At 65.7% G+C, this 12,153-nt stretch carries 13 protein-coding genes; 9 read left to right on the plus strand and 4 right to left on the minus strand.

Features of this window, described 5'->3' with window-relative positions; translation table 11 throughout:
- Positions 1-7 precede the first annotated feature (7 nt).
- Both ctaE and SROT_RS05325 read right to left on the minus strand, forming a co-directional pair.
- Positions 8-637 (minus strand): aa3-type cytochrome oxidase subunit III, encoded by a 630-nt coding sequence (gene ctaE, locus SROT_RS05320; RefSeq protein WP_013137990.1) that lies wholly within the window; start codon positions 635-637, stop codon positions 8-10.
- 79 nt (positions 638-716) lie between these two features.
- Entirely contained in the window at positions 717-1,091 is a 375-nt protein-coding gene (locus SROT_RS05325) for a DUF1304 domain-containing protein (protein WP_013137991.1), read from the minus strand.
- Positions 1,092-1,146: 55 nt separating this feature from the next.
- On the opposite strand from SROT_RS05325, the gene trpD reads away from it, so the two are divergent.
- The 8 genes from trpD (at position 1,147) to SROT_RS05365 (ending at position 8,541) form a co-directional block, all read left to right on the plus strand.
- Complete coding sequence (trpD, locus tag SROT_RS05330) at positions 1,147-2,223, plus strand: anthranilate phosphoribosyltransferase (protein WP_013137992.1); 1,077 nt, start codon at positions 1,147-1,149, stop codon at positions 2,221-2,223.
- 282 nt (positions 2,224-2,505) lie between these two features.
- Positions 2,506-3,663, plus strand: coding sequence for an NlpC/P60 family protein (locus SROT_RS05335; protein WP_222829199.1), 1,158 nt, complete (start codon positions 2,506-2,508; stop codon positions 3,661-3,663).
- Positions 3,664-3,733: 70 nt separating this feature from the next.
- Entirely contained in the window at positions 3,734-4,870 is a 1,137-nt protein-coding gene (locus SROT_RS05340; RefSeq protein WP_013137994.1) for a glycosyltransferase family 4 protein, read from the plus strand.
- A gap of 23 nt (positions 4,871-4,893) precedes the next feature.
- Positions 4,894-5,283, plus strand: a complete 390-nt coding sequence (locus SROT_RS05345) for a hypothetical protein (protein ID WP_013137995.1) — start codon at positions 4,894-4,896, stop codon at positions 5,281-5,283.
- A gap of 9 nt (positions 5,284-5,292) precedes the next feature.
- Positions 5,293-5,733, plus strand: coding sequence for an SRPBCC family protein (locus SROT_RS05350; RefSeq protein ID WP_013137996.1), 441 nt, complete (start codon positions 5,293-5,295; stop codon positions 5,731-5,733).
- A gap of 85 nt (positions 5,734-5,818) precedes the next feature.
- The gene (locus SROT_RS05355; RefSeq protein WP_083777911.1) at positions 5,819-6,574 is read left to right on the plus strand and encodes a lysophospholipid acyltransferase family protein; all 756 of its coding nucleotides are present in this window, start codon (positions 5,819-5,821) and stop codon (positions 6,572-6,574) included.
- Positions 6,574-7,056, plus strand: a complete 483-nt coding sequence (locus tag SROT_RS05360) for a polyadenylate-specific 3'-exoribonuclease AS (protein ID WP_013137998.1) — start codon at positions 6,574-6,576, stop codon at positions 7,054-7,056. Before SROT_RS05355 ends, SROT_RS05360 begins: the two co-directional genes overlap by 1 nt.
- Before the next feature lie 87 nt (positions 7,057-7,143).
- Positions 7,144-8,541, plus strand: coding sequence for a class II 3-deoxy-7-phosphoheptulonate synthase (locus tag SROT_RS05365; RefSeq protein ID WP_013137999.1), 1,398 nt, complete (start codon positions 7,144-7,146; stop codon positions 8,539-8,541).
- Between the two features lie 169 nt (positions 8,542-8,710).
- On the opposite strand, the gene SROT_RS05370 is transcribed toward SROT_RS05365, so the two are convergent.
- Together SROT_RS05370 and SROT_RS05375 are read right to left on the minus strand one after the other, a co-directional pair.
- Complete coding sequence (locus SROT_RS05370; protein ID WP_013138000.1) at positions 8,711-9,886, minus strand: protein kinase domain-containing protein; 1,176 nt, start codon at positions 9,884-9,886, stop codon at positions 8,711-8,713.
- A complete protein-coding gene (locus tag SROT_RS05375; RefSeq protein ID WP_041407701.1) occupies positions 9,883-10,791 on the minus strand; it encodes a methylenetetrahydrofolate reductase in 909 nt (302 codons plus the stop codon). The genes SROT_RS05370 and SROT_RS05375 overlap by 4 nt, the downstream gene beginning before the upstream one ends.
- Before the next feature lie 170 nt (positions 10,792-10,961).
- On the opposite strand from SROT_RS05375, the gene SROT_RS05380 reads away from it, so the two are divergent.
- Positions 10,962-12,098, plus strand: coding sequence for a polyprenyl synthetase family protein (locus SROT_RS05380; RefSeq protein WP_013138002.1), 1,137 nt, complete (start codon positions 10,962-10,964; stop codon positions 12,096-12,098).
- Positions 12,099-12,153: the final 55 nt, after the last annotated feature.

The raw sequence follows: 12,153 nt of genomic DNA on the forward strand, positions 1-12,153 counted from the left end.
ACTACCTCTACTGCACGAAATAAATCGTGGCGAACAGTGCGATCCAGACGACGTCGACGAAGTGCCAGTAGTAGGACACCACGATCGCGGAGGTCGCCTGGGCTGGCGTGAACTTGCTCATCTTGGTTCGCACCAAGAGCAAGACAAAGGCCACGAGACCGCCGATGACGTGCAACCCGTGGAAACCAGTGGTGATGAAGAAGACGGACCCGTACGCGCTGGAGTCAAGCCGGGTGCCTTCGGCGTAGAGATTGGTGTACTCGAAGCCTTGCCCCATGACGAAGAACGTCCCCATGAGGAGCGTGATGGTGTACCACCGGCGCAACCCGAACACATCGCCGCGTTCGGCGGCGAACACGCCCCACTGGCAGGTGAACGAGGACAAGACGAGGACTGTGGTGACCGGGATGGCAAGGAAGAGGTTGAGGTGCGTCGGCTCCGGCGGCCAGTTCTTGTGCCCGTCGAGGGCGGGGGCTTGTCCCGCGCGGGTCACGAAGTACATGGCGAAAAGTCCCGCGAAGAACATCAGCTCGCTGGAAAGCCACACAATAGTGCCGACACTGACCATGTTGGGCCTGTTGAGCGAGTGAACTCGGCTCGCGATGGCCGCGTGCGAAGGGGCTGCCGCGCTCGTCATGTGGTTCAGTATGACACCTCGTAGTAGCTCTGGCGCTCTCGGGGTCGGGTAGCGCCGAGGAAAAGTTCCCGGCGACTTCTCACGCCGGGAGAAGCGCCCAAAGGACCAGCGCGATGACCGCGAACGTCGCCTGTGTGGCAGCCGCGCGCAGGTAAGAGAGCCCCGCGGAGACCAAGACGAGCGCCGCTGCCACGATGCACGACAATGCGAACAGGGTCAGGGCTTCGCCGCTCTCCCCGCCGATCGCGATCCCGACAAAGATCCCGATGGCGAGGAACAAGTTGTAGAACCCCTGGTTGTACGCCAAGGATTTTGTCGCGGCGGCTTGCTCCGCGGACTGCAGGCCAAACCGGCGGTACACTGCGGGCTTGGTCCACAGCACGCTCTCCATGAGGAAGATCACGATGTGCAAGAGGGCCGCGAGGGCCGCGAAGATTTCGAAGGCAATGAGCATTCGCTCATACTAGGCGGCTCCGCAAGCGGCGGCGCGCCCCCGCTACGATCACGCTGTGCCGCCCGATGACCAGTCCGCTCCGTCGTGGCCCGCGCTTCTGCGTGAGCTCTTCGCCGGCAACGAGCTTTCCGCCGAGCGCGCGCAATGGGCGATGGGCGAGATCATGTCCGGCGCCGTGGCCCCGACGCAGATCGCCGCGTTTGCCACCGCTTTGACGATGAAAGGCCCCAGCGCCGACGAGCTCGAGGGCCTCGCCGAGGCGATGCGCGAGCGCTCGGTCCCGTTGGCGGTGCAACATCCCTGCGTCGACATCGTCGGAACCGGCGGCGACGGCCTCGACACCGCGAACATCTCCACCCTCGCCGCATTGGTCACCGCGGCGTGCGGCGTGCCGGTGGTCAAACACGGCTCGCGCGCCGCTTCGTCCGCGTCTGGCTCGGCGGACGCGCTGGAAAAGCTCGGAGTGCGGGTCGATCTCGGCCCCGAAGACCTGGCGCGCTGTGTCGCGCAGACCGGCATTGGTTTTTGCTTCGCCCAGCGCTACCACCCCTCCATGCGCGAGCTCGCCCCGGTCCGCCGGGAGCTCCGTGTGCCCACGGTGTTCAACGTCCTGGGCCCGCTCGCCAACCCCGCCCGACCCCGGTTCGGCCTCATCGGCTGCTCGTGGTCGTCGCTTGCCGAGGCGATGGCCGAGGTTTTCGCCCGTCGGGGCGACCGGGTGGCTGTTGTCCGAGGGGCGGACGGTCTTGATGAGCTCACGACCACCGGCGGCAACGACGTGTGGTTCGCGGACGGCGGGCGGGTTGTCAGGCTTTCGCTCGACGCGGCGGATTTCGGTGTGCCCAGGGCGCAGATCGGGCAGTTGCGCGGCGGGCGGAACGTGACGGAAGCCGCGTCGTTGGTCACAGCGGTCCTGGGACTTGGGGAGCGACAGCATACGGGCGAGTGGGACGTGGACGCGATCCGGGATGTGGTCCGCTGGAACGCGGCCGTGGCTGTCGCGGTGGCCCGAGGCCGGAGGCTGGACCGCGCCGGGGTGGGCGTAAGCCTGCAGGAAGCGAGCGAGGCGCTCGCGAACGGCGCGGCCGGGGAGCTGCTGCGGCGGTGGGTGAGTTTTTCTTCGTCCCTCTGAGGGCGCCCGGCGCAAAACGCCCTCGTTGTTTTGTGCTTTTCCGTCTTGTGGGGCAGTTCCTGTAACCTCTTTGCCATAGACGACACGGGCCGCTTGGATTGGACAGGGAAGCCGCCTTTTCGTATTCTGATTCACGACGTACACCAAAATGTTATCTCGCGACGGAGAAAAGATCCGTCATGCCGTGTCACGGCCAGTCTCCGGACTCGGCAGTAGAGATCCAATCACTGGAGGTAGTAGGTGCTGGACTCGGCAAGCGGGGCTCTCCCGCGAAGAGCCGCGTTGAGCCGCGCTCTCATCTCGCAGCGGCTCGCCAGGCGACTGCCCTCGGCGCTTCTCGGCGCTGTCGTCGCCATAGCTCTCTCGATGGCGAACGCCTGGTCGGACCCCAACGACCCGGTCGCACAGCTGCGAGCCCTGGCCCGTCAGTCGGAGCAAACCGAAGAAGCCCAGTATCAGGCCATGACCGACCTGAACGCGGCGCATGCCGCGCGGGCGCAAGCGCAGACCCGCCTGGCCGAGGATCAGGCCAAGCAAGAGCAGACCAAAGCAGTCGTCGAGCAGTACCAGGGCGTTGTGGACATGTTCGTCGAGACCGCCTACAACGGTGTTCGCCTCAACGAGGTCTACGCCCTGCTGGTGAGCAAATCGCCTGGACAGCTTCTTGACCAGATGTCGGACATCAAGGTCATTGCCGCGGATGTGCAGGACAAAGTGACCTGCTACAAGGCCGCCCACGTGAAGGCGCAGCAAGCTGCGGCCGACACCGCCCAGGCTCTCGACGCGGCGAAAGCCGCCGAGCAGCGCGCTCTGGCCAAACGTGCCGAGCTGCAGGCGAAAGAGGCCCAGCTGCAACAGCAAATCGCCGCCATCAAAGACCAGTACACGAAGCTGACTCCGCAGCAGTTGCACGACTTCAGCGTCAACCCGATGGAGGGCGCCGCCCCGCAGCCCGAATCTGCCGCCCCGCCCGCACAGGTGCTTCCGCCAGAGGCTGAGGACGCCGTTCCGCCGGACGCGCAGAAGAAGCAAGAGGCCGCGCCGCGTCCCCCGGAGTCCTCCGACGCTCCCGAGGAACAGGCCGCCGAGAGTTCGAAAGGGCGGGCCGTGCAGGCCGCGCTCAGCCGAGTCGGCCGGCCATACGTCTGGGGTGGCTCCGGCCCTGGCGTGTTCGACTGCTCTGGCCTTGTGATGTGGTCCTACCAGCAGGTCGGCCGCTCCATGCCGCACTCCAGCCAGGCCCAGGACGGGCTCGGCAGGCATATCGGCCGGGGCGACTTGCAGCCCGGCGACCTTGTGACCTACTACTCAGGCGTTTCGCACGTCGCGCTGTACATCGGCAACGGGATGGTCGTCCACGCGCCGACGTACGGCCAGCCTGTGACGGTCGCGCCAATCGACGCGGCGGGCCCGGTGCACGCGTTCGTCCGCATCGGCTGAGCGCTGGGCGACTCACCGCTGAGCATGCGGCTTGTGCTGTTGCCCGGTCAGTGTGATTTAGGCTGACCGGGTGTCCAAGGCTCTTTTAATCACGAATGACTTTCCGCCCAGACCGGGAGGGATCCAGTCATACGTGCACGCCCTTGCCACACGGTTGCCCGCAGATTCCCTCGTGGTCTACACCGCGTCGTGGAAAAATGACGAGGAGCAGCGGCGCTTCGACGCGGCGCAGCCGTTCCCCATCGTGCGCCATCCGCGTTCGCTGCTGCTGCCGAGCCCTTGGACTGCCCGTCGAAGCCAAGAGCTGGTCCGCGAACACGGGGTGGAGTCGGTGTGGTTCGGCGCGGCGGCTCCCTTCGCTTTGCTTGCGAACGCGGTGCGGGCGGCAGGAGCCCAACGGGTCGTGGCAAGCACGCACGGGCACGAGGTGGGCTGGTCGATGACCCCCGGAGCCCGTCAGGCGCTCCGACGTATCGGCTCCACCGTGGACACGGTCACATATGTGAGCCAGTACGCCCTTCGTCGGGTGCGTCGCGCCTTCGGGCCGGGCGTCGATTTCGTGCGGCTCGCCCCTGGCGTCGACGCCGAGCGCTTCCAACCAGACCCGCAGGCGCGTGAGGCGATGCGGGAACAGCACCGCGTCGGTGAGGCTCCGGTCCTGCTCTGTCTCGCGCGGTTGGTGCCGCGCAAAGGGCAAGACGTGCTCATCGGGGCAATGCCCCGGATTCTTCGTGAAGTCCCGGACGCGTTGTTGGTGATCGTGGGCAGCGGTCCCTGCGAGAAGCATTTGCGCCGGCTCGCCGAACAGCACGGCGTGGCAGACCGGGTTCGTTTCGTCGGGCGGGTGCAGGAGGAAGAGCTTCCGGCCTGGTACGCCATGGCCGACGTGTTCGCCATGCCCTGCCGCACCCGCGGCCGGGGACTTGACGTCGAAGGGCTCGGCATCGTGTTCCTCGAAGCTTCCGCCGTAGGCCTCCCGGTGATCGCAGGAGACTCCGGGGGAGCGCCGGAAACCGTCCGCGAGGGCGAGACCGGCACAGTGGTCTCAGGGCGCGCGGTGCCGGACGTCGCCAACGCCGCTGTGCGATTGCTCTCCGACAAACTCTGCGCGAGCAAAATGGGAGTCGCGGGCCGGGCCTGGGTGCAAGAGTCATGGAGCTGGGACGCTTCAGCGCAAACCCTTGCCGAGCTGCTGCGCCTCAGTTGAGGCCTGCTAGCGTTCCTGCCACTATGCATAGCGTTCAGATCGCCGATCAAACCTTTGTCGCAGCATCGCCTGCGAGCGTCGGGAAAGGTCTCGAAGACGCGAGCCAGTGGCGGCGCTGGTGGCCGGGGCTCGACCTTGAAGTCCGTGAGGCACGGGGTGAGAAAGGTGTCCGATGGCTCGTGGACGGCGAGGTCAAAGGCACTATGGAAGTCTGGCTCAAACCAGAATTGGACGGGGCTTTGCTGCACTTCTTCCTCCATGGCGAGCCATCCGCCTCGCTCGGCCCCAGTGAGCTGCGTCGACTGGTCCGCAAACTCAGGCTTGCTGGCAAAGCGATGAGTTTCGAGCTGAAAGACCGCTGCGAGGCGGGGAAGCTGCCGGGCCATGCTCCCTCGTTCCAGGCTGAAGGGTAGGTTTGCCGTATGGCAGATCACACCCGGCAATCGATTGTCATTGACGCGAAACCCGAGGACGTGATGGCGGTGATCGCCGACCTCGACCGGTACCCGGATTGGGTGGACGCCGCGCAGTCCGTCGAAATCCTTGAGCGCGATGAGCGAGGGACTCCTGTGCGGGCACGGTTCGTGCTCGACGCGGAACTTCTCAAAGACACCTACGAGTTGCGGTACACCTGGGCGCGGGATGGCCGCTCGGTGCGCTGGACCCTGTTGGAGAGCACCATCATGCGCTCTCAGGAGGGCGCGTACATCCTTGAGCCGAACCCCGAGGGCACGAAGGCGACGTACGAGCTCTCGGTCGACCTGCGCATACCCATGCTGGGGCTGTTCCGCCGCAAAGCCGAACGGGCGATCATTGACACGGCGCTCAAAGAGCTCAAGAAACGCGTCGAATCGCTCGTCTGACTCCTCGCGAGCGTTGCGAGGAGCCATAGGTAGAGTGGTCTTTGTGGCCACGAGCACTTCTTCCAACCCCGCTGCGAATCAGCCGGTGCACAAAGCGCTGACGAAGGACTACACCGGGCGCACGCTTTGGTACCGGGCCTTCAAGTACGTGTTCATCGGCCCTCTGTTGCAGGTGTTGTGCCCAAGCACGGTCGAAGGGGCGGAGAACATACCGAGTTCTGGTGCGGCCCTCATCGCGTACAACCACCTTTCGGCCACGGACTGGCTCTTTGTTCCGCTCGCGGTCCCGCGCAAGGTGACGCATGTGGCCAAGAGCGAATATTTCACCGGCACAGGGTTCAAAGGCGCGTTCCAACGCTGGTTCTTCTCCTCGGCAGGGCAGGTGCCGCTCGACCGCAGCGGCGGAGACGCTTCCCGAGCCGCGCTGGAATCCTTGAAGAAAGTCCTGGCCAAGGGAAATCTGGCTGCGATTTTCCCCGAAGGCACTCGTTCTCCGGACGGGCGGTTGTACAAGGGCAAGACCGGCGTCGCGCGAATCGCGCTCGAATCCAAGGTCCCGGTGATCCCGGTCGGGGTGATCGGGACGGACAAGGTCTTGGCCCCCGACAGCGCGAAATTCCATCCCCATCCGGTGACGGTCCGAATCGGCAAGCCTTTGGATTTCTCCCGGTTCTATGATTTCGTGGGGAATCACTACGTCGAACGTTCCATCGCGGACGAGATCATGTACGAGATCATGCGTTTGAGCGGCCAAGAGTACGTGGACGAGTACGCCAGTCGGAAGAAGAAGGGCCGCGGCGCGAGCGGCTCGGGGCCCGCGACCGCTCCTTCCGCAGCCTGATGCCGAGGTTCTTCTACGACACCGAATTCATCGAGGACGGCGTCACGATCGACCTTGTCTCCATTGGCGTCGTCGCCGAGGACGGCAGAGAATTCTACCGCGTGTCCACCGGATTCGACGCGAGCAAAGCAGGCAAATGGGTGCGCGAGAACGTGCTCGCGCAGCTGCCGCCGCTTTCCTCCCCGCTCTGGGTTTCTCGTGCGAAACTGCGCGAGGAACTGCTGGAATTCTTGACAGCGGAAGGCGAAGGGCCGATCGAACTCTGGGCGTGGATGGGGGCGTACGACCATGTGGTGCTCTGCCAGCTTTGGGGCGCTATGCCCGCGTTGCCGAGGGCGTTGCCCCGCTATACCCGCGATGTGCGCCAGCTTTGGGAAGAGCGGGGCAGCCCGCCATTGCCGCCAGTGCCCGAAGGCGCGCATGACGCCCTCGTCGACGCGCGGCACTGCCGCGCGCGCTATGAAACCCTCCAAGGCTCCTGACCCGCCGTCAGCGCACGTTTTCGGCTCGGCTTGGTTGCGAGAGGAATCATTTTGGTCTCAAGCTTGGCGAAGGTTACTCTGGACGGCATGAACTGGACGGTCGACGTTCCCATCGATGAGCTGCCGGACTTGCCGCCGCTTTCCTCTGATTTGCGCGCGCGTCTGGACGACGCGCTGGGCAGGCCTGCGGCGCAGCAACCTTCGTGGGACCCGGAACACGCCGCGCAAATGCGCAAAGTGCTCGAGTCCGTCCCCCCCATTTGCGTGGCGAGCGAAGTCGACTCCCTCGCCGACCAATTGGCCAGCGTCGCCCGCGGCGAGGCTTTCCTCCTGCAGGGCGGCGACTGCGCTGAGACGTTCGTCGCGAACACCGAGCCGCACATCAAAGGCAATATCCGCACATTGCTGCAGATGGCCGTGGTCCTCACGTACGCGGCGAGCGTCCCCGTGGTCAAACTGGCACGGGTCGCCGGCCAGTACGCCAAGCCGCGCAGCTCGGACTTGGACAGCCAAGGGCTGCCCTCGTACCGGGGGGACATGGTCAACGGCTTCTTCCCAGAGGAGCGCGTGCGCCAACACGACCCCTCCCGGCTGGTCCGCGCCTACGCGAACGCGTCAGCCGCGATGAACCTGGTTCGCGCCCTGACCGCGGCGGGCGAGGCGGATTTGCACCGCATCCACGACTGGAACCGAGAATTCGTCCGCCAGTCTCCGGCGGGCGCTCGCTACGAGGTCGTGGCCAGGGAGATCGACCGAGGTTTGAAGTTCATGGCAGCGTGCGGGGTCAGCGACCGCGAGTTGGAGTCCGCGCAGATCTTCGCCTCCCACGAAGCCCTGGTCCTGGACTACGAGCGCGCGATGCTCCGGCTGGCGAAAAGCTCGAAGAGCCCCGACGGGGAGCCCGCGCTCTACGACTTGTCCGCGCACTTCCTGTGGGTTGGCGACCGCACCCGTCAGCTCGACGGCGCGCACATCGGCCTCATGGAGCTCATCAACAATCCGATCGGGCTCAAGATCGGGCCGAGCACCACGCCGGAGCAGGCGGCTGAGTATGTGCGCAGGCTCGACCCGAACCGCCAGCCTGGCCGGCTCACCCTGGTGTCCCGCATGGGCAGCGGCAAGGTGCGCACGCTCTTGCCGCCGATCATCGAGAAGGTGCAAGCCACCGGGCACCAAGTGATCTGGCAGTGCGACCCCATGCACGGCAACACCTACGAGTCCCCGAGCGGCTACAAGACCCGGCACTTCGACCAGGTCGTGGACGAGGTTCAAGGCTTTTTCGAGGTGCACCGCAAAGCAGGAACCCACCCCGGCGGCATCCACATCGAGCTCACCGGCGACAACGTCACCGAATGCGTGGGCGGTGCGAAAGAGATCTCCGACGCCGACCTCGCCGGTTCTTATGAGACCGCCTGCGATCCCCGCCTGAACACGGAGCAGTCCCTGGAGCTCGCCTTCCTCGTCGCGGAAATGCTCCGGTCATAGCTTTTGCCGGCGCGGCGCTCCGCCGCGTCGCCCGCACATCATGAAGGCGGCCCTTTTCGCATCGGCGAGCCGATGATCGCAAGCCTGCTGGCAAGCGCCGCAGATGTCTGCTCGGGGTTTTGCGGCCATCCGTGTTCTGCCCTGCTGTGGGTTTTGCTCGGCGCAGCGTCTAGCCGAGCTGCTGCTCAAGGAACGCCGCGAAGAAATAACCGCAGATCATCGAGACGACGCCGAGCAGCAGGACGACGATGAACCCGACGGCGACCTCCCGCCAACCGGTCGTCTCCGAAATGGGGGAGCCGATGTTTTCCACGATCGTCCGGACCGGATCGGTCTCGCCGCCTGTCGCGGGTATGACGGAGCCGAGGTCGACGGTCGATTGCTGTGCCGTGGTCGGCGCTGTGGCGTGAGCGCCGGTCAGGCTCGGCGCAGCAGTTGGCGCAGGCACGCTGTAACGGGGCAAGCCCAGCTCGGCCCGGACTCGGTCGAGGTCGCGCAGCATGCTGTCTGCGTCCGGGTATCGGGCTGCGGGATCGCGTTCGGTGGCGCGCAACACAATATTGTCGAACTGCAACGGCACTCCGTCGACAGCGCGGCTGGGCGGAGGAACGTCGTGGCGCAACCGGGCCTCGGCCAATTCGGCAGCATCCGCGCCCGCGAACGGCAGCGCTCCGGTCAAAAGCTCGTACAGCACCACACCGGCCGAGTAGATGTCGCTCGCAGCGCGCAGTCCTTCCCCGGCGCCGCTGCGCGCCTGTTCGGGGGCGAGGTACGCGGCGGTGCCAAAAGCCTCCAAAGGACTGGGCTGGGAGCCGTTGCGCTCGCTCCAAGCGGCGGAGCCGAAATCGGTTATTTTCACTTCGCCCTCTTCGGAGATCAAGATGTTCTCCGGTTTCACATCCCCGTGCACGAGACCGATCCTGTGCGCAGTGCCGAGCGCGCGCAAGACTGGCTCCAAAAGCGCCGCGGCGGCGTAGGGCGGCATCGGGCCGCGCTCAGCCAGCAGCTGTCGGGCCGTGCCCCCCGCGATGAATTCGAGCACCAGATACGGGCGCCCTCCTGTGGAGCCTTGGTCGAAGACGGCGACCAGCGCGGGGTCGCAGAGGCGGGCCACAGCGCGAGCTTCGAAGTCGAACCGTTCCGCGATCCTCGGGTCGTCGAGCCTGCCTGAGCTGTCCAGCAAGTGGTCCGCGGCGAACTTGATCGCGACGGGCCGCTCTAAACGCCGGTCAAACCCCCGGTACACCACGCACATGCCACCGGAGCCGATTTGTTCGCCCACCTGGTAGCGTCCTTCGAGGACAGTCCCGACCAATGGGTCAGGGCCGACGGGGGATCGGGTCATGCCTTGAAGGTATAGCCCAAGTTGCTGAGGACCTCCACGGTCGCCTTGCTGAAGTTCATCGTGTTGAAATGCAAGCAGTCCACGCCTTCACGGACTAGCCGCTCGCACATCTCGGTGGCGAGTTGGATGCCGATGTCGCGCACCGCCTTGCGGTCCTCGTGCTCGCCTTTGCCCGCCGCTCTCGCGAGCCGCTCCTCCAGTGCTGGGGGGATGGTCTCCCCGGACAGGAAGACGACTCGCCGCAATGTCTTCAACGAAGTGATCGGCATGACCCCGGGGATGATCGGTTTGCGCCCTTGTTCCGCGTCGTAAGCGACCACCCGGTCCCGAAGACGCAAGTAGTCGTCCACGTCGAAGAAGATTTGTGTGATCGAGTATTCGGCCCCCGCCCGAAGTTTCTGCACCAAGTACTTGGTGTCGTGTTCGAGGTCGACGGCCCGGTAGTGCCCGCGGGGGAACGAGGCCACGCCCACGTGGAACCTCCCCAGCGTGTGGATCAGCCGCACGAGGTCTTCGGCGTATTCGAGGCCGTCGGGGTGTTTGACCCACTCGGCGAAAGGATCGTCGCCGGGCGGGTCGCCGCGCAGCGCGAGGATATTGCGCACGCCTTGGTCGGCGAATCCGGCGACGATCGAGCGAAGATCGTCGAGCGTGTGGTCCACGATGGTCAAATGGCCGACGATGGGCAGCGTCGTCTCTCGGGCCAGCTCCCCGGTCAGCCGGACGGTCTGCTCGCGAGTTTTCCCGCCCGCCCCGTACGTGACGGTGGCGAACGCCGCGCCGAACCGCTCGAACACGCGGGCCGCCCGCCACAACCCCGCTTCCTCCGACTCGTTGCGGGGCGGGTAGAACTCGACCGAGAACGGTGTGCGCGTTCGTTTGATGCGCCGCCACTCGTCGACCACCGAATCGCCGGTCTCCGCCAGTGGGCTCTGGGCGAGCGAGTCCGTTCCTGGCAGGATGGACCGGGATGCGGTGACTTTTTCGCCGAGAGAAACTGTGCTCACTCGTTCAGTGTATAAGGATGCAGGCAGCGAGAAGCATGCTGACAGGCTGGCCTTGGAGGTAATGCGCGATGACAACCGCCCATCGGTCTGACGGCTCGTGGGAGGAGCCCCCGCCCCTTTCGCGGAACGTGCCGCAATCGTTGGGTTTCGTCCAATCCTTCGCCGAACAGCGCCTCGTGGAGTTTCTGGCCGACCGGCGCCGTGAGGCCGACCGCCTCGGGCCGCAATTCGCGGAGGTGGTCGAAGGGCTGTCGGCGCTCGTGCTCGGCTCGGGCAAACGGGTGCGGCCCGCGTTCGCCTGGCTTGGCTGGCTCGGCGCGGGCGGGGACGCGGCAGGACCGGACGCTGGCGCGGTGCAGCGCGTCTGCGCGGCCCTGGAACTGCTCCAAGCGGGTTTGCTCGTGCATGACGACATCATCGACCAGTCGGACCTGCGGCGCGGGGAACCCTCGCTGCACCGCAGATTCGAAGCGGAACACAGCAGGGAGGGATGGTCGGGCGACGCGGCCCGGCACGGCGAGGCGCTCGCCATCCTCGCTGGCGAGCTCGCTTTCGTCTGGGCGGACGATTTGGCCGCGGAAGGGCTCGACGCGGTTGCCGGGGCGGACCGGACCGCTTTTCGCAAGGTTTGGTCTGCGATGCGCGCCGAGGTGATCGGCGGCCAGTGCCTCGACGTTTTGGCGCAAGCCGGGGACGATGAGAGCGAAGAGGCCGCCACGCGGGTCATCCGCTGGAAGACAGCCTCGTACACAGTTGCGCGGCCTTTGGAGCTCGGCGGCGTCCTTGCTTGCGCCAATGAGTCGTTGCTCACGTTTTACCGGAGCTTCGGGGACGATGTCGGCGTCGCGTTCCAACTCCACGACGACCTGCTCGGCGTTTTCGGCGATCCTGCTGTCACCGGCAAGCCTGCCGGGGACGACGTGCGCGAGGGCAAGCGGACTGTGCTCATGGCGCTTGCGCTGCGCTCGGCGTGCGAAGTCGGAAAAAACCAGGAGCAGGCGTTACGCTCTGCTTTCGGCCGCGGCGATGATGACGCTTCGGTGGCCGAAGCGGTGAAAATCATCGATTCGCTCGGCGTTCGCGCCCAAGTCCGCGAGCGCATCGAACTCCTCCGCGCCAGGGCTGCTGCCGGATTGGAGGCTGTGCGCATGCCTGCTGCGGCAAAGGCAGGGCTGGTCGAATTGACGGCTTCGCTGCTCAGCTGAGCGACGCGCCGGAATCTAGCGCGGCGCCCCAAGATCGGGTATTATCCGACCCAGT

The organism is Segniliparus rotundus DSM 44985 (genome assembly GCF_000092825.1).
Taxonomy (GTDB): domain Bacteria; phylum Actinomycetota; class Actinomycetes; order Mycobacteriales; family Mycobacteriaceae; genus Segniliparus; species Segniliparus rotundus.